General features: G+C 35.8%; 20 protein-coding genes and 2 tRNA genes. 14 read left to right on the top strand and 8 right to left on the bottom strand.

The annotated features are described in order from the left end of the window. Positions 1-23: 23 nt before the first annotated feature. The 3 genes from dtd to deoC are packed head-to-tail and all read left to right on the top strand — an operon-like array spanning position 24 to position 1687. Positions 24-476 (top strand): D-aminoacyl-tRNA deacylase, encoded by a 453-nt coding sequence (gene dtd / locus Cop2CBH44_RS11120; protein ID WP_021929377.1) that lies wholly within the window; start codon positions 24-26, stop codon positions 474-476. A gap of 1 nt (position 477) precedes the next feature. Continuing rightward, positions 478-804, top strand: coding sequence for a nucleotide pyrophosphohydrolase (locus Cop2CBH44_RS11125; RefSeq protein WP_021929378.1), 327 nt, complete (start codon positions 478-480; stop codon positions 802-804). Further along, positions 785-1687 (top strand): deoxyribose-phosphate aldolase, encoded by a 903-nt coding sequence (deoC, locus tag Cop2CBH44_RS11130; protein ID WP_416336717.1) that lies wholly within the window; start codon positions 785-787, stop codon positions 1685-1687. The genes Cop2CBH44_RS11125 and deoC overlap by 20 nt, the downstream gene beginning before the upstream one ends. Before the next feature lie 77 nt (positions 1688-1764). Here deoC and Cop2CBH44_RS11135 read toward each other — a convergent pair whose 3' ends face one another. Continuing rightward, a complete protein-coding gene (locus Cop2CBH44_RS11135) occupies positions 1765-2739 on the bottom strand; it encodes a polyprenyl synthetase family protein (RefSeq protein WP_200754812.1) in 975 nt (324 codons plus the stop codon). 137 nt (positions 2740-2876) lie between these two features. Between Cop2CBH44_RS11135 and polA the strand changes: the two genes are divergently transcribed. Continuing rightward, a complete protein-coding gene (gene polA, locus Cop2CBH44_RS11140) occupies positions 2877-5657 on the top strand; it encodes a DNA polymerase I (RefSeq protein ID WP_200755957.1) in 2781 nt (926 codons plus the stop codon). Positions 5658-5716: 59 nt separating this feature from the next. Here the strand turns inward: polA and nagB are convergent, their stop codons facing one another. Beyond that, complete coding sequence (gene nagB / locus Cop2CBH44_RS11145) at positions 5717-6529, bottom strand: glucosamine-6-phosphate deaminase (protein ID WP_021929382.1); 813 nt, start codon at positions 6527-6529, stop codon at positions 5717-5719. A gap of 276 nt (positions 6530-6805) precedes the next feature. Here nagB and Cop2CBH44_RS11150 point away from each other — a divergent pair, with 276 nt between their 5' ends. After that, positions 6806-8785: a glucosamine-6-phosphate deaminase gene (locus tag Cop2CBH44_RS11150; protein ID WP_200754813.1), complete on the top strand. Its 1980-nt coding sequence runs from the start codon at positions 6806-6808 to the stop codon at positions 8783-8785. A 240-nt stretch (positions 8786-9025) separates the two neighbouring features. Here Cop2CBH44_RS11150 and Cop2CBH44_RS11155 read toward each other — a convergent pair. Both Cop2CBH44_RS11155 and Cop2CBH44_RS11160 read right to left on the bottom strand, forming a co-directional pair. After that, positions 9026-9099 (bottom strand) — tRNA-Asn (locus tag Cop2CBH44_RS11155). Positions 9100-9120: 21 nt separating this feature from the next. After that, positions 9121-9194, bottom strand: a tRNA-Asn gene (locus tag Cop2CBH44_RS11160). Positions 9195-9366: 172 nt separating this feature from the next. Here Cop2CBH44_RS11160 and Cop2CBH44_RS11165 point away from each other — a divergent pair. The 3 genes from Cop2CBH44_RS11165 to Cop2CBH44_RS11175 all read left to right on the top strand — a co-directional run bounded on the left by Cop2CBH44_RS11165 (position 9367) and on the right by Cop2CBH44_RS11175 (position 12767). Then, complete coding sequence (locus tag Cop2CBH44_RS11165; protein WP_021931742.1) at positions 9367-10374, top strand: adenosine kinase; 1008 nt, start codon at positions 9367-9369, stop codon at positions 10372-10374. Positions 10375-10512: 138 nt separating this feature from the next. Beyond that, entirely contained in the window at positions 10513-12219 is a 1707-nt protein-coding gene (locus Cop2CBH44_RS11170) for a S41 family peptidase (RefSeq protein WP_021931741.1), read from the top strand. A gap of 11 nt (positions 12220-12230) precedes the next feature. Further along, the gene (locus tag Cop2CBH44_RS11175; RefSeq protein ID WP_021931740.1) at positions 12231-12767 is read left to right on the top strand and encodes an NUDIX domain-containing protein; all 537 of its coding nucleotides are present in this window, start codon (positions 12231-12233) and stop codon (positions 12765-12767) included. Positions 12768-12771: 4 nt separating this feature from the next. On the opposite strand, the gene Cop2CBH44_RS11180 is transcribed toward Cop2CBH44_RS11175, so the two are convergent. Continuing rightward, the gene (locus Cop2CBH44_RS11180) at positions 12772-14148 is read right to left on the bottom strand and encodes a mechanosensitive ion channel family protein (RefSeq protein WP_021931739.1); all 1377 of its coding nucleotides are present in this window, start codon (positions 14146-14148) and stop codon (positions 12772-12774) included. A gap of 171 nt (positions 14149-14319) precedes the next feature. On the opposite strand from Cop2CBH44_RS11180, the gene araJ reads away from it, so the two are divergent. Continuing rightward, positions 14320-15477 carry an MFS transporter AraJ gene (gene araJ / locus Cop2CBH44_RS11185; protein ID WP_200754814.1) on the top strand — a complete coding sequence of 386 codons (1158 nt, stop codon included), beginning with the start codon at positions 14320-14322 and terminating at the stop codon, positions 15475-15477. 155 nt (positions 15478-15632) lie between these two features. After that, positions 15633-16736: a redox-regulated ATPase YchF gene (ychF, locus tag Cop2CBH44_RS11190; protein ID WP_200754815.1), complete on the top strand. Its 1104-nt coding sequence runs from the start codon at positions 15633-15635 to the stop codon at positions 16734-16736. Positions 16737-16773: 37 nt separating this feature from the next. On the opposite strand, the gene Cop2CBH44_RS11195 is transcribed toward ychF, so the two are convergent. Both Cop2CBH44_RS11195 and Cop2CBH44_RS11200 read right to left on the bottom strand, forming a co-directional pair. Then, a complete protein-coding gene (locus Cop2CBH44_RS11195) occupies positions 16774-17487 on the bottom strand; it encodes a DUF6250 domain-containing protein (RefSeq protein ID WP_200754816.1) in 714 nt (237 codons plus the stop codon). Then, complete coding sequence (locus Cop2CBH44_RS11200; protein ID WP_200754817.1) at positions 17484-17903, bottom strand: PH domain-containing protein; 420 nt, start codon at positions 17901-17903, stop codon at positions 17484-17486. The genes Cop2CBH44_RS11195 and Cop2CBH44_RS11200 overlap by 4 nt, the downstream gene beginning before the upstream one ends. Positions 17904-18011: 108 nt before the next feature. On the opposite strand from Cop2CBH44_RS11200, the gene nadB reads away from it, so the two are divergent. Then, positions 18012-19586, top strand: coding sequence for an L-aspartate oxidase (gene nadB / locus Cop2CBH44_RS11205; protein WP_021931733.1), 1575 nt, complete (start codon positions 18012-18014; stop codon positions 19584-19586). An 85-nt stretch (positions 19587-19671) separates the two neighbouring features. Here nadB and rbr read toward each other — a convergent pair whose 3' ends face one another. Then, positions 19672-20247, bottom strand: coding sequence for a rubrerythrin (gene rbr, locus Cop2CBH44_RS11210; RefSeq protein ID WP_200754818.1), 576 nt, complete (start codon positions 20245-20247; stop codon positions 19672-19674). A gap of 245 nt (positions 20248-20492) precedes the next feature. On the opposite strand from rbr, the gene Cop2CBH44_RS11215 reads away from it, so the two are divergent. The 3 genes from Cop2CBH44_RS11215 to Cop2CBH44_RS11225 all read left to right on the top strand — a co-directional run bounded on the left by Cop2CBH44_RS11215 (position 20493) and on the right by Cop2CBH44_RS11225 (position 25896). Then, the gene (locus tag Cop2CBH44_RS11215; protein WP_021931731.1) at positions 20493-21044 is read left to right on the top strand and encodes a sigma-70 family RNA polymerase sigma factor; all 552 of its coding nucleotides are present in this window, start codon (positions 20493-20495) and stop codon (positions 21042-21044) included. Positions 21045-21203: 159 nt separating this feature from the next. Continuing rightward, positions 21204-22370: a FecR family protein gene (locus Cop2CBH44_RS11220; protein WP_021931730.1), complete on the top strand. Its 1167-nt coding sequence runs from the start codon at positions 21204-21206 to the stop codon at positions 22368-22370. Positions 22371-22509: 139 nt separating this feature from the next. Beyond that, positions 22510-25896, top strand: coding sequence for a SusC/RagA family TonB-linked outer membrane protein (locus Cop2CBH44_RS11225; RefSeq protein ID WP_021931729.1), 3387 nt, complete (start codon positions 22510-22512; stop codon positions 25894-25896). Positions 25897-25904 lie beyond the last annotated feature (8 nt).

A 25904-nucleotide genomic window follows, 5' to 3' on the forward strand; every position in this document is an offset into this window, starting at 1 on the left:
ATCTTCGTCTATAATGAATTAATATGAGAACTTTAATACAAAGAGTACAACATGCGTCTGTCAGCATCGACGGCAAACTAAAATCATCCATAAAAAAAGGTCTCCTTATATTAGTTGGAGTGGAAGACACAGATTCATTAGATGATGCTTTGTGGTTAGCAAAAAAGATAATAAACCTACGAATATTTGATGATAAAAATGGCATCATGAACTTATCTGTACGGGATATAGATGGAGAAATCTTAGTTGTCAGCCAATTCACGCTACATGCCTCAACCAAAAAAGGCAATAGACCTTCATACATAAGAGCATCAAAGCCTGACCATGCCATACCTATGTATGAAGGATTTTGCCAATATATATCCCAGGAAATCAACCACGATATTAAAACAGGGGAATTCGGAGCCGATATGAAAGTAGAATTGCTTAATGATGGCCCGGTCACAATTTGGATAGACTCTAAAAATAAAGAATAAAATGACAATACAAGAAGCACAAGAAACTGTTGATAAGTGGATTAAGGAGTATGGTGTTCGTTATTTTAGTGAATTAACCAATATGGCGATTCTCACTGAAGAAGTTGGTGAAGTAGCCAGAATAATAGCCAGAAAATATGGAGATCAATCCTTTAAAAATAAGGAGACAGACATGGATTTGGGAGATGAAATGGCCGATGTTTTATGGGTCCTTCTATGTCTCGCCAATCAAACGGGTATAAATTTGACTGATGCTTTACAAAAAAATTTAGAAAAGAAATCCCAAAGAGATAAAGACCGACATATCAATAACCCTAAACTTCATTAAAATGGATAAATACAACGAAGCCCTTAAAGAATACACTACTGAGTTGAACGACGAAACTGTAAAACTAAATGTAGAAAAAATCTTACATGACAACCTGAAAAAAAACAGCCGAAGCGAGATATATCAACTATTATTCAGCTGTATCGATTTGACTACATTAAAAACAACCGATTCCAATATTTCGGTAGCAGCATTTACCAAAAGGGTAAATGATTTCGAAAATGAACATCCAGACATGAAAAATGTAGCAGCAATATGTGTTTACCCCAATTTTGCTTCTACCGTAAGAATGAACTTGGAAGTATCAGAAGTAAATATAGCTGCCGTATCTGCAGGATTTCCCTCCTCTCAAACGTTTACTGAAGTAAAAGTGGCTGAAACATCAATGGCCGTCGCTGACGGAGCCGACGAAATAGATATCGTCATAAATGTTGGTGAATTTTTAGCTGGCGAATATCAAGAAATGTGCGATGAGATAGAAGAAATAAAGTCTGCTTGTCGTAATGCCCATTTAAAAGTAATTCTTGAGACCGGGGCATTAAAAACTGCATCTAACATAAAAAAAGCATCCATTCTATCTATGTATTCAGGAGCAGACTTTATCAAAACCTCAACAGGGAAATTAGAGCCTGCTGCGACATTAGAGGCTGCATACGTCATGTGCCAAGCCATTAAAGAGTATCATGACAAAACTGGCCGCATGGTAGGATTCAAGCCTGCAGGAGGAATAGTAACGACAGAAGATGCTGTAAAGTATTATTGTATTGTTTCAGAGATATTAGGTCCAGAGTGGCTCAATAAGCAATTTTTCCGGATTGGAGCCAGCCGTTTAGCAAATAATTTACTAAGCTCTATCGCTGGAAAAGAGATGAAGTTTTTCTAAAAACCTAAAATATATCCCTATGGAAAAGGATTTTTCCATAGGGATATATTTTTTTAACCTTCTTTCTTCTTCAAATCTTATTTTTTTCTCTCAATCGTATAATCGAGAATCGATTTTAAAGATGCAGTTATCGGTGTATCTCCAAAACTGGATAAAACTTCATATCCTTCATTCCTAAGATGTTCCATAACATTCTCAGCATATTGTATACCCCCATTATCCCGGGCGAACATAATCAAAGAATTTACCTCATCTGCAGATAATACATTCTTTTTAAGGAGTTCACTCATAAAGACAACCTCATCCTTATTGCCATGCTGCAATGCATAAAGTAAAGGTAAAGTTACTTTCCCTTCACGTATATCATTACCTGTAGGTTTACCAATAGAAGTATCCTCATAATAATCGAATATATCATCTTTTATTTGAAAACAAAGCCCCAATTTCTCCCCAAAAGTCATCAACTTGTGAGTCACTTCTAACGGAGCAGAAACAGACAATGCTCCCATCTGCATACAAGAAACAAACAACGATGCTGTTTTTTGTCGAATTACATCAAAGTAAGCTTGTTCGTCAATTAAATGATGCTCTACATTAGATATTTGATCAATCTCCCCTCTTGCTAATTCCCGACCTAAAGTGCCCAAAGTATCAACAATTGAAATCATCCCAGTTTTTACGGCACACTTCAAAGCACAAGATACAAAATAATCACCCACCAACACTGCAATACGGTTATCCCATACTCCATTTACTGTTTTTCGTCCTCTGCGTTGTAACGATTCGTCAACTACATCATCATGGATAAGACTGGCATTATGTAACAATTCTATACCCGCGGCTGCATTGATTGTCGATTCATTTATACTTCCACATAAACTGGCAGAAAGCATTACCAATAAAGGTCTTATCTGCTTCCCTTTTACACCCAAATAATAGTCCACAACCGAATTCATCAAATCACTATCGGTCTGTAAAGCAGCCCTAATTGTCATATTAAGGCTCTCCAGTTCATTCTGAATTGGTTGCTGTATTGTCGAAAGCTTATCCATACTAAATTAATGATGTGCAAAAATAGTAATAAAACAAAAGAATCTGCATATTTATTGTAAATTTACCCGAAATATCAGATAAAAATCTTATATTTAACTTGAAAGAAATAAAATACATTCATTACTCGTCAGAACAAATGCAAGAAAAAAAATTATTCCTTTTAGATGCATATGCTCTTATTTACAGGTCATATTACGCATTTATCAAAAATCCGAGAATCAATTCGAAAGGATTAAATACATCGGCAATCTTCGGTTTTGTAAATACCCTTGAAGATGTTTTGAAAAAAGAACAACCGACACATATCGCTGTAGGGTTTGATCCCGCAGGGCCAACCTTCCGCCATAAAGCTTACGAGCAATATAAAGCCCAAAGAGAAGCTACACCCGAAGATATTCGAAAAGCCATTCCTATTATAAAAGATATAATAAAAGCCTATAACATTCCTATTATCGAAGTAGCAGGATATGAAGCTGACGATGTAATAGGCTCTATGGCCCAACTTGCCGAAAAAGCTGGATATGACACATACATGATGACTCCCGACAAAGATTATGGGCAATTAGTCTCAGACCATATTTTTATCTACAAACCTAAATATGGAAGTAATGGCTTTGAAATAAGAGGAATAGAAGAAATCAAACAAAAGTTCGGAATCGAACAACCCAAACAAGTTATTGATATTTTGGGATTGATGGGAGATGCCTCCGATAACATACCCGGATGTCCTGGAATTGGAGAAAAAACTGCAACTAAATTGATACAAGAATTTGGAAGCATAGAAGAATTACTAAACAATACAGATAAACTTAAAGGTGCTCTCCGTAAAAAAGTAGAAGAAAATATTGAACAAATAAAATTTTCAAAATTCCTGGCCACTATAAAAACGGACGTTCCCTTGACCTTTGACGAAGAAGAACTTTGTCGTTGTCCAGTAAATGCCAACAGACTTCGCGAAATCTTCGATGAGCTTGAATTCAAAAATTTAGCAGAAAGAGTATTAAGTGAAACTATTAATAAAACAACTATTACAAATACACCTATTCAAGGCTCTCTCTTTGATGTATTTACAGCCGACTCCCAAGACGAAAAAAAATATTCAATTCTCAGTGAGTTAAAATCGACCCCTCACAACTATTATTTAATTGATAATGAGAATAAAATGCGAGATTTAGCCCAAAAATTAAATCTCGCTGATTCGTTTGCATTTGATACAGAAACAACAGGTATCGAACCGATGAGAGTAGAATTAGTCGGTTTATCCTTTTCTCTGCAAGAAAATGAAGCATATTACATACCCATTCCTCCAAACAAAGAAGAAGCAAAACTCATTGTTAACATATTTAAAGAAGCATTAGAAAATACAAATTCTTTAAAAATCGGCCAAAATATCAAATATGACTATATTGTTCTAAAAAATTATGGCGTCACTGTCAAAGGTCAATTTTTCGATACGATGATTGCTCACTATCTTTTACAACCAGAGCAAAGACACAACATGGACTACTTAGCCGAAGTATATTTACACTACAAGACTATTCCAATAGAAGATCTTATAGGTCCTAAAGGAAAAGGTCAACTATCCATGAGAGATGTTCCCCTCGAAAAAATTTGTGAATATGCAGCTGAAGATGCAGATATTACTTTAAAATTAAAAAATATACTGGAAAAAGAACTCCACAAAGAAAATCTAGAAAATCTATTTTATACTATAGAAATGCCTTTAGTCAGAGTATTAAGCGAAATGGAAATTACCGGAGTAAATGTTGATACTGAAGTTCTTTCCCAATACTCTCTCCTACTCTCAAATAAAATTGATATCCTCGAAAAAGAAATTTATGAAATGGCAGGTACGGAATTCAATGTTAGTTCAGCCAAGCAGGTCGGGGAAATTCTATTTGACAAACTCAAAATAGATGAAAAAGCAAAAAAAACAAAGACAGGCCAATATTCCACAACAGAAGAAGTTCTTGAAAAACTACGTTCTAAACATCCCATTGTCGGTAAAATCCTAGAACAAAGAGGTATTCGTAAACTTCTCAGTACATATATCAATGCATTGCCTGAACTTATAAACCCCATAACAGGGAAAATACACACTTCGTTCAATCAGACAGTCACGGCAACGGGCCGATTAAGCTCCAGCAATCCTAATCTTCAAAATATACCCATACGAGATGATGAAGGAAAAGAAATACGACGAGCATTTATCCCCGACAAAAATTGTGTGTTTTTTTCTGCTGATTATTCTCAAATAGAACTCCGAATAATGGCAGATTTAAGCGGGGACCAAAACATGATAGATGCATTCTGCTCCGGAGAAGATATACATGCTATTACCGCCTCCAAAATCTATAAAATACCTATTTCAGAAGTTAGTAAGGACATGCGAAGAAAAGCAAAAACAGCTAATTTCGGTATTATTTATGGAATATCAGTATTCGGATTGTCTGATAGACTAAATATTCCCAGAAGCGAAGCAAAAGAACTTATCAATGGGTACTTCGAAACTTACCCTCATATCAAAGAATACATGAACAAAAGTATTGATATCGCTCGTGAAAAAGGATACGTCGAAACAATAAGCGGACGCAAAAGAATGTTACCCGATATCAATTCAAAAAATGCGATAGTTAGAGGATATGCCGAACGAAATGCAATCAATGCTCCAATACAAGGAAGTGCCGCCGATATCATAAAAATAGCAATGGTACGTATTTATAATAGATTTGAGCAAGAAGGTCTTCGCTCCAAAATGATTTTACAAGTCCATGATGAGCTTAATTTCAATGTATATACCGATGAGATAGAAAAAGTTTGTAACATTGTCAAAGAAGAGATGGAAAATGCCTACAAATTAAAAGTCCCTCTAATTGCAGATTCTGGAATTGGTAAAAATTGGTTAGAGGCCCACTAAAAAAGACAAAACAGCCTATTCAATGAATAGGCTGTTTTGTCTTTTTTAGCAAAATAAATTTATTTAATCAATGTGTCAGGATTGATATTATCCTTTTCTATATCTTTAAAATATTTATAAGTCTGCACCTTCAATTCTGCTGTAGCAGCTTCATCACAAACTATGATACTATGCTTATGCATCTGTAATGCACTGATAGTCCACATTTGGGAAATACCACCTTCTACCCCGTGTTGAAGAGCGCGAGCCTTATTATGACCATTTACAATAATCAAAACGCTTTTTGCATCCATAACCGTACCTACACCAACTGTTAAAGCTGTTTTAGGGACAAGATTCACATCATTATTAAAGAAACGAGAATTTGCAATAATCGTATCTTGCGTTAAAGTCTTAACGCGTGTTCGAGAGGTCAAAGATGATCCCGGTTCATTAAATGCAATATGTCCGTCAGGACCAATTCCACCCAAGAACAAATCAATACCTCCTACTGATTTGATTTTTTCCTCATAACGCTCACATTCTTTTATCGGATCCTCAGCATTTCCATTCAAAATATTTACATTATCCGGATTAATATCGATATGATTAAAAAAGTTGTTCCACATAAAAGAATGATAACTTTCCGGATGATTCTTTGGTAAACCTATATACTCATCCATATTAAAAGTAACTACATTCTTAAAAGATACTACTCCTTTTTTATTAAGTTCAATCAAATTCTTATACATTTTTAGAGGTGAGGATCCTGTTGGAAGTCCCAAAATAAAAGGCTTTCCAGCAGTCGGATTGAACTCATTGATGCGTGCAGCTACATAATTAGCGGCCCATCGAGATACGTTCTCATAATCGGGCTGAATAATTAATCTCATAATCGTATAGTTTTAATGTGTTCCATCGATATCACGGTATATCGCTCTCATGTACTTTCTGAAAGATACACCATCTCATTATTCGTCAAAAGTAAACATTTTATATGGATTACACATAATTTTAACAGATAAAATATACAAAGGCAGAGTTTCAAAATTTTGGTACTTTTATAACACAAAAACAAGGTAAAATACCTATTATTTACTATGCTGAAATTTGTTCAAAAACACAAAAAAGATGTACCTTTGCTATTCACCTTAAAAATACACACATTTATGAAAGCTAATTTAAGTTCTCAAATCAAGCTTGACCGCACACCAAAACGATATTATCGACCGGCCAATGCTTTTGAACGGACTGCCCTTACCCGTTTTGAGAAAATTCAGACCGAAATTTATGAAAGTACAGAAGAGGGGTCATCTCAAATTGCCAAAGAAGTATCTGATCTAATTCGTAACCGTAAAAAAGAGGGGCGCTTTTGTGTAATGGCTTTAGGTTCCGGACCAGGGACTCATTCTGTATACAAAGAGTTAGTTCGCTTGCACAGAGACGAGAAATTAAGTTTTTCTAACGTCATAGTATTTAATATCAGCGAATTTTACCCTTTAGACGAAGCAGCTCCTGGTACAACTCGTATACTACAGGAAACTCTACTCAATCAAGTAGATATAGACCCTACTAACGTATTCACGCCCCGAGGAACTACAGAAAAAGAAGGTGTATTCGAATTCTGTAAAGAGTATGAAAAAAGCATCGAAAATTATGGAGGTTTAGATCTTGCTCTTCTTGAAATCGGTCCATTAGGAAATCTCGGATTCAATGAACCCGGTTCTCAAGCAAACTCATCTACCCGTCTTATGCTTATCGGAAGCGAATCTCGCCACAATGCCTCCGGGATGTTCTCTTCAACAGAAAGCGTACCCGGTAGTGCTATCACAATGGGTATCTCTACTATATTAGGAGCTAAAAAACTAATTCTTATGGCTTGGGGTGAAAATAAAGCAGCCATAGTAAAAGGTGCTATTGAAGGAAATGTCACCGATGCTTTACCCGCAAGTTATCTGCAACTTCATAAAGACGCTAAAGTCGTACTGGATTTATCAGCCGCAGAAAATCTAACCCGAATAAGTACTCCTTGGCTGGTAACTTCTTGCGAATGGAATGACAAACTAATCCGCCGTGCTATTGTCTGGTTATGCAAAATTACTGGAAAACCCATTTTAAAACTTACGAACAAAGACTATAATGACAATGGTCTTAGTGAACTGTTAGCCCTTTATGGATCAGCATACAACGTCAACATCAAAATATTCAATGACCTTCAACATACAATTACCGGATGGCCCGGAGGAAAACCTAATGCTGATGACACCTTCCGTCCCGAAAGAGCAAAACCTTATCCCAAAAAAGTAATTGTATTCAGCCCTCATCCTGACGATGATGTTATATCTATGGGTGGGACATTAAAACGTCTCGTCGACCAACATCATGATGTACATGTTGCATATGAAACTTCTGGTAATATAGCTGTAGGAGACGAAGATATGATGCGTTATGTCATGCTTATGCAAAGTATTGCTAAAGAATTTCAATTTGAAACTCCCGAAGCAATGGCTAAACTCGAAGAAATCTCCGAATTTGTAAAGCAAAAAAAAGATGGAGATATAGACTTAAAATTAATACGTTATCTAAAAGGTCAAATTCGCCAAGGCGAAGCCCGCACAGCATGTAACTATATTGGTGTCAAACCGGAAAATGTACACTTTTTACAACTTCCATTCTATGAAACAGGTACTATAAAAAAAGGAGAATTATCTGAAGCAGATCGAGACATTGTAAAAAATCTGTTATTGGAAGTAAAACCCGATCAAATTTTTGTTGCCGGAGACTTGGCAGACCCTCATGGTACTCACCGAGTTTGTTTGGATGCCGTATTAGCTGCCATAGATGATGTTAAAAATGACAAGTGGATGAAAAATTGCCGAGTATGGATGTATCGAGGAGCATGGGCTGAATGGGAAATCGACCACATAGAAATGGCAGTACCTATCAGTCCTGAAGAACTCCGTCAGAAAAGGAACTCTATTCTGAAACATCAATCTCAAATGGAAAATGCTCCATTTTTAGGCGATGACGAACGCTTATTCTGGCAACGTTCTGAAGATCGGAATCGGGCTACAGCCAATCTATATACACAATTAGGTTTAGCGTCGTACGAAGCTATAGAAGCCTTTGTTGAATATCACCCACAATAAAGCAATGTAATATCCCGAATTATAAATAACAAATCAGATTTACATAAGTGTTTTCTGTACATCAAAAAAACAGAAAACACTTTTTTTATATTTGAACTTCAGAAAAGAATATCAAAGAATGATATAAAAAATAATATTAAAAGATATCTTGATCCGAACTCTTTTTTCCCGAAAACAACGTAACCAAGCTGGATTCAAACATAAAAACAAAAAAAGCTTGTATCTCTACAAGCCTTTCTGCTCTTCAGGTAGGACTTGAACCTACGACCCTCTGATTAACAGTCAGATGCTCTAACCGACTGAGCTACTGAAGAATAAAAATATTTTAAAAAGAGCTCTTCAGGTAGGACTTGAACCTACGACCCTCTGATTAACAGTCAGATGCTCTAACCGACTGAGCTACTGAAGAAGTTCACATTTCCTTAAAAATGCAGTGCAAAAGTAATGTGTTATTTCCAATTATGCAATATATTTGCAAAAAATTTTTCGAAGATAAAAAACTTGTCATAGATTAAGCAGTATAAATATCAATCTTAAAAGACAAGTTTGTGGATATTTATGTGCTGTTAAAAATAACTTTAATGAAAATTTTAGGACTAGGAAATGCCCTGACAGATGTATTAGCAACATTACAATCTGATGAATGTATAAATGAAATGGGGTTGCTTAAAGGTGGTATGCAACTTATAGATGAAGATAAACTGTTAAAAATTATGTCTACATTTGAAGACTTCGACACGGTTTTAGCTTCGGGTGGATCCGCAGCCAATGCCATTTCCGGACTGACTCGTATGGGTATATCTGCAGGGTTCATTGGAAAAATAGGACAAGATAGCTATGGGCGCTTCTACAAAGAAGACATGGAAAACAATGGGGTTGTCACCTATTTGCAAGAAAGCAACATAGCATCAGGGTGTGCCATGACTATGATTACTCCAGACGGAGAACGTACATTTGGTACCTACTTAGGCGCAGCAGCAACACTTTCTGCCGAAGATTTACATCCAGATATGTTTTACGGGTATGATATGCTGCACATCGAAGGCTATCTTGTACAAGATCCTAAACTTATACGAAAAGCCGTAAAGTTGGCACAAAATGCCAGACTCAAAATTTCTCTCGATATGGCAAGCTATAATATCGTAAACGCTAATTTAGAATTTTTCAAAGAGCTAATACAAGAATATGTTGATATAGCTTTTGCTAATGAAGAAGAAGCACTTGCATATACAGGAGAAGAGCCACAAAAGGCAGTAAGCATATTGGCTAAAGATTGTGAAATAGCTATTGTAAAATGTGGCTCGCAAGGCTCTATTATACAAAAAGGAAACGAAATTTTTAACGTTAAAGCAACTCCAGCCAAATGTATCGATTCTACAGGAGCTGGTGATTTATATGCTGCAGGATTCATATACGCTTTATCCCAACATTATTCATTAGATACCGCCGGAGAAATAGGTTCTATTTTATCCGGTAATGTCATTGAAGTAATCGGAACAAAAATGGATGATGCTCGCTGGGAAAATATAAAAAAAGAGGTGAATATCCTGGTACAAAAGAAAGAACAGTGTAATGTTTTCGAATCTTAAAACCCTTTTTTGACTACAAAAACAATTAAATTCATTTTTTTTAGTGAAAAATAAGGGAGAAAAAGGTATTCTTTCATTTTTGACTTTTAACTTTACACGTTAACAAAAAGAATAGTTCAAATACGAAACATTTAGAATATGAAAAAAGCACATTTATTCTATAAAACTACAATATCAATTGTAATTGCTTTTCTTATCATTATGGCTGCTTCCTCAGCGGGGCCTGATAAACGCAACTTTGAAATTTCCAAAAATCTCGAAATATTCAATGCCCTTTATAAAGAATTGAATATGTTCTATGTAGATACTATCAACTCCGAAAAAACAATATCAAGAGGTATCAACTCAATGTTAAGCAGTCTCGACCCTTATACAAATTATATACCGGAATCTGAACAAGAAGATTTTCGATTTATCACTACGGGAGAATACGGTGGTATCGGGTCTCTTATCGTTACTCGAGACAGTGCGACTTATATTTCAGAACCATATGAAGGCATGCCTGCACAACTGGCCGGATTGAAAGCCGGAGACAAACTTATAAAAATAGATGGTAAGTCATTAGAAGGTCTCTCTTCATCTCAAGTCAGCGAACGGTTAAAAGGTGTGGCCAACACAGTAGTAAAAGTTACAGTAGAACGCCCAGGAACTAAAGAACCTATAACCAAAGAAATCGTTAGAAAAAAAATAGTTATGAATGCAGTTCCTTACCATGGAGTAGTAAGTGACAGCATAGGATATATATATCTTACAAGCTTTACCGATAAAGCAGCAAGTGAAGTAAAAAGTGCATTATTAGACTTAAAAAAGAACCATAATATAAAAGGCTTAATTCTCGATTTACGAGGCAATGGTGGAGGGATTTTAGATGAAGCAGTACAAATTGTAAATTATTTTGTTCCCAAAGGTAAAGAAGTCCTTTCTACTCGAGGTAAAATAAAACAATGGGACCGCACTTATAAAACGACCCAAGAACCCATTGATACAACAATACCTTTAGCTGTATTGGTCAATAGTGGCTCTGCTTCTGCATCCGAGATTGTGGCTGGTGCATTACAAGACCTCGATAGAGCTGTTATCATCGGTGAACGCACTTACGGGAAAGGCTTAGTACAATCTACCCGGTCCTTACCTTATAACGGAACATTAAAAGTGACAACTGCAAAATATTATATCCCCAGTGGACGACTTATACAAGCCATAGATTACTCTCACCGGAATCCGGACGGAAGTGTAGGCCGAATTCCCGATAGTCTTACTACGGCTTTTAAAACAGCCAATGGGCGTATTGTTCGTGATGGTGGAGGTATCAATCCAGATATTAAGACCAGAAATGATAGCATAGAAAATAAAAAAGGAAATATTGCATTCTATTTATTAAACGATATGTTATTCTTCGATTTTGCTACAGATTATGCCTTAAAACACCCTTCAATAGCTCCTGTAAAAGACTTCAAATTAACTGACCAGGATTTCGAAGATTTCAAGGTCTTTGTTAAATCCAAAAATTTCACATACGACAAGCAAAGCGAAAAAATATTAAAGAACCTGAAAGAAGTTGCTAAATTTGAAGGATACCTCGATGATGCAACCGAAGAATTTAACGCTTTAGAAAAAAAACTGAACCATAATCTGGATAAAGATTTAAATATCTCTCGCTCAGACATAGAAGAACTACTTTCATTAGAAATTGTAAAACGCTACTATTATCAAAAAGGAGAAATAATACAATCATTAAAAACCGACGACGATTCCAAAAAAGCAATAGAAATACTGAGTAACCAGACCAAATATAAAAACATACTAAATCCTGTTGCCAAAGAAACCATATCAAAAAAGAAATAAAAATTTTAACTGTGGAAACTTTTAACCATCCATTACGGCTTTTCCAATTTTGTCCTAAATGCGGCTCTGGACATTTTATTGAAAATAATAAACAGTCCAAGCGGTGTGAGGCCTGTGGTTTTGTTCTTTATTTCAATCCTAAAGGAGCTGTTGTAGGTATTATCACAAATGAGAAAGGAGATATTTTGGTCTGTCGAAGAGCCAAAGAACCAGCCAAAGGTATGCTTGACCTCCCGGGTGGTTTTATGGATTCATTTGAAACAGCAGAAGAGGCTGTCGCCAGAGAAATAAAAGAAGAAACCGGACTTTCCGTAACAAACGCTCAATACTTATTCTCATTGCCTAATACTTATCTATATTCGGGATTTGAAGTCCATACAATTGATTTGTTTTTTTTATGTCAAGTAACGTCGCTCCAGCTCCTTGTACCCCAAGATGATGTCGAATCTTGCCAGTTTATGCCTAAAGAACAGATACATCCTGAAAATTTTGGTCTTGCTTCAATCCAAAAAGGAATAAAAATTCTTCTAAATCGACAAATAATATAAGAATTTAATTCGTTTTCGGGGCATCGGTATTATCTACGTCAATAGCTTTATTTTCCTTTGTAATACTATTCAACATTATATCAGGATCTTTTCCGGCAGAAATATAGGCCTGAGCCCAATAATCTCTTCCAGACGCATTTTGAAACACATGTAATCCGAAACGGGGCATGATAGAGACAAAATGTTCCATAATTTCAGACTGTATCGATTCATAACTCTCCCATACCTTATCAGCCGAAAAACAATATACCTCAAGCGGAATGCCATTTGCATCAGGAGCAAGTGTTCGCACCATAAGTGTCAAATTCTTATTTACAAATGGATGTTGCTCTAAATAAAGAGTCATATATGCCCTGAATACCCCCAAATTTGTCTCAATCGTACCGTTTACCAAACCTGCAGAATTTTCTGTATTCTGTACCTTTCCTTCAGCTTGTTGCTCTTGCTTTTTATTTATATAATCTGTCAATAAAGGTATCTTTTTCCATTCTTCCAACATATCAGGAGTACAAAAACGTATCCCATTCATATCGATGGTATACGAACGCATGATGCGTCTTCCTCCTGAATCGGCCATTCCTCTCCAATTTTGCAACGAACCGGAAATCAATGTATAAGGAGGAATTGTCAATGTAGTATTATCAAAATTCTGTACTTTCACTGTATTCAACGTAATATCCATCACTACTCCATTTACCTGAGTTCCGGGAACAACAATCCAGTCGCCCTTTCTTATCATATCATTTTGGGCCAATTGCACTCCTGCAACAAAACCTAAAATACTATCTTTAAACACCAACATAAGAACAGCTGCAAAAGCTCCCAATCCGGTAATCAAGTTCATTGGTGATTTATTGATTAACAATGAAACAATAACAATGGTTGCTAAACCTGCAATTATACCTTTTGTAATTTGTAGCAATCCCTTCAACGGACGATTTCGCATTGCATCACTTCGCGAGAGAATATGCCAAATTGTTGTTAGGAACATATTTATATATATCACAAAAACAATTATCAAATATATCCAGCAAAACCGTGTAATCACTGACAACAAATGAGGCGACTCTTCAAACGCAAATGGCAATAAAGAAATAATCATCAATGGAGGAATAAGAGAAGCAGACCTTGAAAAGATTTTCCTTTCAACCAATATACGTAAAATGTCACTTTTACTTTTAGAAAGCAAGTGGAGAAAGATGTAATGGATAATAATGCGAGATATCCACCCAATCATAAACGATATACCGATTATTAATACGACATAAATCACTTCTTCCCATTCATCCAAATGAAAACGAGAAACTCCAAATTCTGTCAATATTTGTTTAATAAAATCTATCAAACTTCCCGCAAACTTATCTGACTTTTCTATATCCATGACTATATATTTGTATCTCTATAACACAAAATCTCCACACTAAGTTCGCAAACAAGAACTATTATGCTCTACCAACTTCATTACAATAATTAAAAATGCTCAATTATTATAACTTCCAGAACTTTTTCTTTTCAAAAACTATTAATTTTGCCGGCCAAAAAGAAAAATTTTATGAAGAAAAGTCTTATTGCATTGGCATTCGGGACCTTAGGATTAGGCATTGCCGAATTCGTCATGATGGGCATCCTTCCAGACATAGCCTCTGATTTAAACATCAGTATAGCTCAAGCCGGACATTTAATTTCAGCCTATGCCTTAGGTGTATGTGTCGGAGCTCCTATGCTCATTCTTGCTCGAAAACATCCGTTAAAACACATTTTATTAGTATTGACAAGCATCATAATGATAGGAAATATCTGTGCAGCTTTATCTCCGAACTACATTTTTATGATATTTTCCCGTTTCATTTCAGGATTGCCACACGGCGCTTATTTCGGTGTTGCATCCATTGTAGCAGAAAAACTAGCAGACAAAGGGAAAGGCTCTGAAGCCGTATCTATTATAGTTGCAGGAATGACTATTGCCAATTTATTCGGAGTTCCTTTAGGAACCTCCTTAAGTACAGCTATTTCTTGGCGAATGACGTTTTTATTGGTCGGATTTTGGGGAATTATCATTTTCTATTACATCTGGCGTTGGGTTCCTGAAGTCGAAAATATTAAAGATACAGGATTCAAAGGCCAATTCCATTTTCTAAAATCTCCTGCACCTTGGCTCCTTATCTTCGCGACCATGTTAGGTAACGGAGGCGTATTCTGTTGGTATAGTTATATAAATCCGTTACTGACCAATGTCGCAGGCTTCTCTCCACACAGTATTACACTACTAATGGTCTTTGCAGGATTTGGAATGGTAGTAGGAAACCTAATGGGAGGCAAATTTTCAGACCATTATACACCCGGACGTGTAGCAGCTTTTGCTCAAGGTTGTATCTGTATTATACTATTACTTATTTTTCTGCTATCAAATATATCCTGGCTTGCTGTTTTATTGATGTGCCTATGTACAACATGTTTATTTGCTTTATCCAGTCCTCAACAGATTTTGCTTATCAGACACTCAAAAGGCGGAGAAATGTTAGGTGCAGCCAGTGTACAAGTAGCATTCAATTTAGGGAATGCCATTGGTGCATACTGTGGAGGATTACCTCTTCAAGCCGGTATGGGATATCAGTATCCAGCACTAGTGGGAGCACCATTTGCCCTTATAGGATTTACTTTACTAACCATATTTTATCGAAAATACGAAAAGAAAACCTTAAAATTTTAAACATAAGAAATTATTAAAGTAAAGTATTAACCTAAAAGATACGGTTTAAATATTAAAAGATTGGCTATCTTTGCAGTCAAGAAATGAAAATTACAAAATATAATAAAACCGGACTCTCAAGTCTGAGTTTTTAACACAACCAAAATAAAATATAAATGGCATTACAATGTGGTATAGTAGGTTTGCCTAATGTAGGAAAATCCACTTTATTCAACTGTTTATCTAACGCAAAAGCTCAATCGGCAAATTTCCCTTTTTGCACGATAGAACCCAATGTAGGAGTAATTACTGTTCCCGACAACCGGCTCAACAAACTTGCCGAACTCGTAAATCCCCAACGCATTATTCCAACCACTGTTGAAATTGTTGACATCGCAGGTTTAGTAAAAGGCGCCAGTAAAGGAGAAGGATTAGGGAACAAATTTCTTGCTAATATTCGTGAGACAGATGCAATATTACATGTACTAAGGTGCTTTGATGATGATAATATAACGCACGTAGATGGCAGTGTCAATCCGGTAAGAGATAAAGAAATCATCGACTTTGAACTCCAGTTAAAAGACCTTGAAACTATAAATAGTCGCATCGACAGAGTCCAAAAGCAAGCACAAACAGGTGGCGATAAAAATGCAAAACTGATGTATGAAGTATTACGGAAATACAAAGAAGCTCTTGAACAAGGTAAATCGGCCCGTACTGTTACTTTTGAAACAAAAGATGAACAGAAAATAGCCAAAGAATTGTTTCTTCTGACCAGTAAACCGGTCATGTATATCTGTAATGTAGATGAAAATAGTGCTGTAAACGGAAATCACTATGTTGAAGAAGTGCGAGAAGCTATAAAGGACGAAAATGCCGAAATACTGATAGTCGCTGCAAAAATAGAATCGGAAATTGCAGAATTTGAAACTTATGAAGAAAGACAAATGTTCTTGAATGAAATAGGATTAGAAGAATCTGGAGTATCCCGTTTGATACAAGCAGCTTATAAACTATTAAATCTTGAAACTTACTTCACTGCAGGACCTCAAGAAGTACGTGCCTGGACATATATTAAAGGCAGTAAAGCTCCCCAATGCGCAGGGATAATACACACAGACTTTGAGAAAGGGTTCATTCGTGCCGAAGTTATAAAATATGATGACTATATAGCATTAGGTTCAGAAACCGCTTGTAAAGAAGCAGGAAAAATGAATGTAGAAGGCAAAGATTACATCGTACAAGACGGTGATATCATGCATTTTAGATTCAATGTTTAATTTATAAAACGAGAGTGAAGTACGTTTCACTCTCGTTTTATAAATAATGGATTGTAAATCCCGTAATAGCAGCCCGATTTGAAAGAAGGCGAATACCGAAATATCCGTCTGAATAAAGTTCCTTATCCATAAGTTCAAATAATCTCTCTCCATTTACTTCAAAAGAAGTTTTTCCTTTGGCTACAGTAATTATAACTTTATACCATCTATTGGGCTGTAACAAATGTTCAGCGTCAATATACTCCTGAATAAGAGGTTTAATTTTATTATTATCAACATTATAATATTTACCATAATATTTTCTAAAACGGGTAGTTGTATTATTATTACCCCCGTATCCGACATAATACATATTCAGAGAATTGTAACGGCTAAAAATTCCATGTCTCCAACCGGAGCGAGCGAAAAAATCATCCGGATTTAAAGGGTCCGTTGCAGCCCAAAAGCAATTCATATCAGAGAGGCGCACTCCCCCCTCTATTTGTAAAGAAATGAAATAAGATATTTGATACTCCCCCGAGAGTTTACGATTATACCACAAAGTTAGGCCTGCAGGAGATTTTATAAAAAGAGTATCATGATGAAACTCAAAAACAGCAGAATCAGACTCATCCTCAACTACCCAAGAAGATAAACCCATATCAAAAGCATCCCGAATTTCCTGTTCAACCTTTCCATTCCCAACATTACAAGCCATGACCAAAGCTACCACACCTATTATTACTAATGCCTTAATTTTTATACTTTTCATTTATAATCCTCCACAATTATTGACGGGTTTATTTTTTTCAACAAAATAATAAAAGCCTCTTTATCCCGGGGCGATACCTGTTCATGCCGTAATCGTCCACTATTCCACGTAATAACAAGACGATCAAACGAAATAGCATAACCCAATCGAGCATTCTTCGAATAACCAACCGACACTATATCGCTTATTTTTATCCGATAACGAGGAGCATACCCCGATTTTAAAAGAAGTGTTTCATCCGGCAGAACTATATACTCTGTATGTAACAACATGGATATGAACCAGATATCAATTACTGCCATAATAACAGCCCAAATGATATACCTTTCCCATATAGCTATAAAAAAGAAAAAAGAAAAAAACAGGATCAGTACATACATCCACCATCCTATTTTTGATTTAAACGTACGTTGCATAAAATAGATTTTGGGTGCAAGATACAAAATTACCAGTTATTTTGTACTTTTGTCTTTTGGAAACATACATATGACCTATAGCCATATTGTAATTGAAAATAAAGTAAAATGGTACACAAATTTGACTTTCTCGTTATCGGCTCGGGTATCGCCGGAATGAGTTTTGCTCTAAAAGTTGCCGAAAAAGGCAAAGTTGCCGTTATTTGTAAAACTGGGCTCGAAGAGGCGAACACATTTTATGCTCAAGGAGGAATTGCATCAGTCACAAACACTTTAGTCGATAATTTTGAGAAACATATCGAAGATACGATGATTGCCGGTGATTATATCAGTGACCGAGCTGCTGTTGAAAAAGTAGTACGAGAAGCTCCCGGGCAAATAGAAGAATTGATAAGTTGGGGGGTCGATTTTGATAAAAATGAAAAAGGAGAATTCGATCTTCACAAAGAAGGTGGACATTCTGAATTTCGTATACTACATCATCAAGATAACACAGGTGCCGAGATACAAGATAGCCTTATCAGAGCCTTAAAAAAGCATCCGAAAATCAAAGTATTTGAAAACCATTTCGCTATAGAAATTATCACTCAACACCATTTAGGGATAGAAGTAAACAGACATTCTGATAATATCGAATGCTATGGCGCATACGTATTGGACGAAAAAACAAATCATATTCATACCTTCCTTTCCAAAACTACACTAATCGCAACAGGTGGTATTGGTAACGTATATAGTACAACAACAAACCCTCCAGTAGCCACCGGAGACGGTATCGCTATGGTATATCGTGCAAAAGGGGAAGTAAAAGATATGGAGTTTATTCAATTCCATCCTACGGCACTCTATAATCCCGGAGAACGTCCCAGTTTCCTTATAACGGAGGCTATGCGTGGATATGGAGCTGTACTAAAAACCAAAGATGGTAAAGAATTTATGCAAAAATATGACGATCGCCGTTCTTTAGCTCCTCGCGACATCGTAGCTCGTGCTATCGATAATGAAATGAAAATTAGGGGCGACGAATGCGTTTATCTTGACGTCACTCATAAAGATCCTGAAGAAACCAAAAAACATTTCCCAAATATCTATCAAAAATGTCTGACTTTAGGCATTGACATTACTAAAGATTTCATTCCTGTAGCACCTGCATGCCATTACCTTTGTGGAGGTATCAAAGTCGATTTGGACGCCCGCTCTTCCATAGAGCACCTATACGCTGTAGGAGAATGTTCCTGTACAGGGCTTCATGGAGCAAACAGATTGGCATCGAATTCACTCATCGAAGCCGTAGTATATGCCGATGCCGCAGCAAAGCATGCTGTAAAATCTCTACCCAACATAAAAATTAAAGAAGGAATACCTGACTGGAATGATGAAGGAACTTCCTTACCTGAAGAAATGGTATTAATTACACAAAGCGTACGTGAAGTAGAGCAAATAATGTCGGCATACGTAGGTATTGTAAGATCCAATTTAAGATTAAAACGAGCCATGGATCGCCTTGAAATACTTTATCGTGAGACAGAAAATCTGTTTTCACGCTCGGTTGTTTCTCGAGAGATATGTGAACTTAGAAATCTCATAAATGTCGGTTACCTTATTATAAAACAAGCTATGGCCAGAAAAGAAAGCCGAGGATTGCATTACACAATAGACTATCCCCAAAAAAACAAAGACTAAAAATTTATATACTAAAATTCCATAGTTGGAAATCTTTGCATCAAATTTCCAACTATGGAATTTTAGTATATTGAGATTACGAATTTTAATAATTATCACGCATCGGCTCAAAAAAAGCTTTTGGATGAAGACATGCCGGGCATTTTTCTGGAGGAGTTTTCCCTTCATACACAAATCCACAATTACGACATTGCCATTTTATCGGCTCCTCTCGTTTAAAAATTATATCATCTTTAAGACGAGATAACAATTTTCGATAACGCCATTCATGGAATTCCTCCACTTTCGCAATCATTTTAAATGCGACAGAAATATCTTTAAAGCCTTCATCCAATGCAATACCCGCAGAGTCCGTATACAAAGCCGACCATTCCAGCAACTCGCCTTCAGCCGCTTCCAAAAGATTTTCTGCAGTTGTTCCTACTTTTCCGGCAGGATATTCAGCCGTTATAGAGACCATCCCCCCCTCCATAAAATCAAAAAAACGTTTTGCATGTTCTCGTTCCTGCTCTGCTGTCTCAAAAAATACTCCTGCAATTTCCTCATATCCCTCAAGCTTAGCTGTCTGAGAAAATAAATAATAGCGATTACGGGCCTGCGATTCACCGGCAAAAGCTTTTAACAGGTTCTGCTCTGTCAGCGTTCCTTTAATACTTTTCATATATCTGATTTATTTAAGAATTACAATTGAAACAACCGGTACAAAATAAATGTTCAGGCAAAACAGTCAAAATATCAGGAAAACAGATAAATTAGGCTCAAAAAAAATCTTAGTCTAAACATACAATACCTTATTGGGGTAGGATAAATTTAATTTTTATATCTTTGTATCCGAAAAAGTTACAAAATGTTTATAAAATAGATAAATAACTTCGAAAACTTAATAAATATCTTTATTTCCAAAGAATGGCCAATCGCAATGCCCATATTATTGATTTAGGTAATATTCATGTTTTTCAACAAGAATATGAAACCCACTTCACAGCATTAAAACATTTCGCCATGCAATACCATCCCGACGAAGAACAAATCTGTGATCTTTTACAAGATATATGGATGAAACTTTGGGAGAAAAAAGAAACATACATCAACGAAGCAAGCTTTAAGACTTATTTATATCGGACCGTTCGAAATAGAATGCTAAATTTTATACGGGACCAAAAGATAAACGAAGAAAGATTGAGCCAACTATCATTCGAAGAATCTGAAGACGCTATAATTAATAAAATCATAGAATCAGAAATATATGCGCTTATAAATGAAGCCTTCAGCGAACTGCCCGACTCCTGTAAACGTGTATACCTCGAAAGCCTGAAAGGGGCTTCACAAAAAGAAATTGCTGAAAAATTAAATATCTCAATCAATACGATAAAGAAACATATAAACAATGCTAATCATTATTTAAAAAAACGTTTAGAAAATATCTTATCTCTTCTTCTACTTCTCAAAGGCTATTGAGTTTTTTATGAAGCAGCAGATATTTCTTTACTCAGAATCTTATCAATCTCTCCATCATAAGCAACAAAATCAAACAAAAACTCATATTATTTAAAAAAAAACGAACTTTTTGTAATACCTAATATACTTTTTAGTGTCTTTTATATAAAGACGTAAAAAATGGAATATTCAGATATTAATAAAGTAAAACAGCTTTTAATCAAAAAATTAACTGGGCAGCTTTCTAAGAATGAAAAAAATGACTTAGAAGCATGGGAAAAATATTCCCCTGAAAACCAAAAATCTGCCCGGAAAATATCCACTTCTGAGTTCCTTGAAAGAGCTATTTTAGATAATAACAAAAACTTACGTCAAAAATCATGGAATAATTTACATTCACAAATAAAAAAGAAATATCCTTTTAGGTCAAAATCTTTTATATGGGCACGTATCGCCGCTACAGTCATTCTATTAATCGGTATAGGTACAATTGTTTATTTTTCTGTAAATTCTTCACAAAATACAGAACATACAGATACCTATACATTTCATCCAGGATGTAAAAATGCAATATTTCAATTCTCAAACGGAGAAAGTCTTGATTTAAAGGACTTATCTAATTTCACGATTGAAAAAGGAGATTATAAGCTAATCAGCCAAGAAGACACTCTCTATATAAAAAAAATCTACGAAGAAATTTACGAAGACACATATAACACAATCAAAGTTCCCCGTGGAGGAGAATATATTGTAAAACTTGATGATGAAACTGTAATATATCTTAATTCGGAATCTGAATTAAAAATTCCAACGGTATTTTCGAAAGAAAATCGTCACGCATATCTCAAAGGAGAAGCATATTTCAGTGTTACCCACGACAAAGAACATCCGTTTATCGTTGAAACATCTCAAATGAAAATAAAGGTTTTAGGGACAAAATTTAACATTCGATGCTACGAAAACGAACCAGTCTGTGCAGCGACCCTTGTCGAAGGAGCTATAAACATAGAACATAAAAATAAATCCTACAAAGTTTTACCCGGTAATCAAATATGTATAAACCAAGAAGGTTTGGTTTCAAATAAAGAAGTCGAAACTTATCTATACACAGCCTGGAAAGACGGAAGATTAGTATTTGAAAATGCCCCACTATCAACAATAATGAATGAATTGGGACGCTGGTATAATTTTGATGTCACATATAATGCTCCAGACATTGAAGATATGCATTTTACTATTGATGTCAAAAAATACGGAGATTTATCAAAAATCATATCCCTAATGGAAAAAATGAATAAAGTCAAATTCGGTTTCAAAAATCAATCTATCATTGTAGATAAAAAATAATATGTAGTTTAATAATATGTATTCTAATTGTATTAATTAACAGCCTATGATTAATGATGAAAATTAAATGTATGAAGATCTATTATGCTTAATTAAAAAAGTAACTAAACAGATTCCATGTAAAGAAAAGTAATGCGCTATGAGTAAATTATGTATTCGGCTACTTCACAAAATAGCCTTCATAGTCATATTGATAACTATGACTATTCCCGCGAATGCGGCCATAAACCAAGATGCAAAAATCAATCTACAACTACAAAATGCATCTATCAAGCAAGTATTTTCCGCTATAAAGAAACAGGCAAATGTCAGTTTCATGTATAGTAACGATGATGTTGCCAATCTTCCTCGTAAAAATTATAATTTAAGCAATGCTACCATCAAACAAGTATTAGATATTTGCTTAAAAGGGACAAACCTCATGTATGAATATACAGAAAATACAATTATAATACGTAAAAAGACAAGCAACAAAAATGTTCCATCTGGATCGATACAAGGAATCGTAAGAGACCCGGAAGGGCGTCCTCTACCTGGAGCCACAATCTTATTAGTCGGTTCTGTCAGAGGTACTTCTACCGACGCCAACGGACACTTTTCTTTATCCCTTAACGGACATGAAAACTTAGCTATTACCGTATCCTTTCTCGGTATGAAAAAACAGACTATATCTGTACATGGAGGTTCATATTATAACATCCTGATGGAAGCAGACGAACACACCACGCAAGAGGTTGTCATCACGGGTTATGGAAACATTCGAAAATCCAGTTTTACAGGTAGTTCCACAACCGTAAAAAGAGACGAATTGATGAAAGTTTCACCCACAAATGTCATAAGTGCCTTACAGACATTTGACCCGTCATTCCGTATACAAACGAATGACCAATGGGGCTCTGACCCGAACTCTTTACCGGAAATGTATATCCGTGGACGATCAGGAATCGGAATAAAGGAATTGGACAAGGACCCTCTTACAAAGTCTAACCTACAAAATAATCCGAATCTCCCGACTTTTATTATGGACGGATTCCAAGTAAGCGTAGAAAAAGTTTATGACCTCGATCCATCCCGTATAGAAAGTATTACCATCTTAAAAGATGCTGCAGCTACAGCTATGTACGGGTCTCGTGCCGCTAATGGAGTTGTCGTTATTACAACAGTTGCACCTCAACCAGGAGAAGTAAGAGTATCATACAATTTTACAGGGACCTTATCCATGCCCGATTTGTCAGACTACCGTTTAGCAAACGCCGCCGAAAAACTCGAAATAGAAAGACTTAGTGGACTATTCGAACCGGGAAATACAATTAATTCTGTGCCTTCTCACGCTGACGGTATGAACAAATACTATGAAAAATATGCTCAAATCGTAAAAGGAGTAGATACAGACTGGTTGTCTTTACCTTTACGTAATGCATTTAATCACAAGCATAGTTTATATATCGAAGGTGGAAATCAAGATCTGCGTTATGGCATCGATGCCTCCTACAATAACGATAATGGAGTAATGAAAGATTCTTATCGTAATCGGTACAGTTTTGGGTTTTCAATCGACTATCGGTTGAGTAATCTTCAAGTAAAAAATTACGTATCTTACGGACATATGAAATCTCAAGAATCTCCTTACGGAGCATTCAGTGATTATTCCAAATTGCAACCTTATGATACACCGTATGAAGACAACGGGACGCTAAAAAAGACTCTCCCCTTCTCTACTTCTGGAAACCGAACAGCGAATAACCCCCTTTATGAAGCAACATTACATAATTATGATTGGGACAGCTACGATGAATTTCTTGATAATCTAAGCTTCAACTGGTATATAAATTCTTACTGGACCATTAAAGGACAATTCAGTATCACCAAACAATTTATTAAAGGAGAGAAGTTTATCGACCCTCTATCTAATAAAGTATCAGTATTAGGAAGTTCTGAAGATGAACACCTGGCAGGAGATTTATATACAGATAAAGGAGATGATCTCAGATGGAATACAAATGCTTTCTTATACTATACCCGAACTCTCAAAAAACATAACCTAAATTTCTCTTTAGGTGTAGAGGCCTCGTCAACAAATACAAGTAGTACAAGTGCACATTATAGAGGTTTCCCGTCGGGAGAATTTCACTCATTAAATTATGCTGCTGAAATCTATAAAAAGCCAACAAAATCAGAAAATACGACTCGGCTATTCAGTACAATAGGAAGTCTAAACTATACCTATGACAATATCTATTTATTAGATGCAGCCGTCCGTTTTGACGGCTCTTCGGAATTTGGGTCTAACCAGAAATGGGCACCGTTCTTTTCTGGAGGTATAGGTCTTAACATCCATAATTACGAGTTTCTGAAAGGGAACCGATATATAAATCAATTAAAAATCCGGGGCTCCTATGGTAGAACTGGTAAAGTCAATTTTGCACCATACGCAGCGACCACAATGTATGAAGCTATGTTTGACGAATGGTACGTTACCGGATATGGAGTAACATTGAAAGCTCTGGGAAATAGAAATCTTTCTTGGGAAAAAACAGATAAATTCGATGTTGGTTTTGACTTCCAATTTTTCAATCAAAGATTGACCATTACAGGTGATTATTTCTATGAAAAAACGATTGACCTCATCAATGATGTTACCTTATCTACAACTTCCGGATTCAGCACTTACAAAAATAACCTTGGTGAAGTTGAAAACAAAGGTGTGGAATTCCAAATACGCGGAGATATCGTACAAACGAAAAATTGGAATTTGGCTTTATGGGGAAATTTATCCCATAACAAAAATAAAATCCTAAAAATTTCAGATTCACAGAAAGCATATAATGAACGAGTGCAAAAATACTACGCTGAAGCAGAACAATACCAAAATACAGTAAATGCAAGCAGTGATAGTAAATATGCTATCCCCATTCCTCAATATGCCGAAGGAGGTTCTATTACTTCTATATGGGGAGTTCAATCTTTGGGTATAGATCCTACTACAGGAAAAGAACTTTTCCTCAATCGTGACGGTTCCGTTTCCTCGACATGGCAAGCTTCTCAACAAGTCGTATTAGGAAATACAGAACCCAAAGTACAAGGCTCATTCGGATTCAATTTAGGTTATAGAAACTGGACCCTCTTTGCTTCATTCCTATATGAATGTGGCGGACAGGCATATAACCAGACATTGGTTGATAATGTCGAAAATGCCGATATAGCATATTCGAATGTTGACCTCCGTGTATTGACAGATCGCTGGCAAAAACCGGGCGATATCACTCAATTAAAGGATATTAAAGATCGTAATGCAACAACACTACCTTCTTCCCGTTTTGTCCAGACAAATAACCTTCTGAATATGAGCGCTCTTACATTAAGTTATGATTTTGAGCGCAAATGGATACAAAAAATGCACATGAACATGCTAAGGCTCGAAATCAGTACAAACGACCTTTTCTACATATCTACAGTAAAAAGAGAAAGAGGTCTTGACTATCCAAAAGCTTGGGATATAAACTTTGCTGTTAAAGTTCAATTTTAAAATTAAGG

The organism is Coprobacter secundus subsp. similis (assembly GCF_015097275.1).
Lineage (GTDB): Bacteria > Bacteroidota > Bacteroidia > Bacteroidales > Coprobacteraceae > Coprobacter > Coprobacter secundus.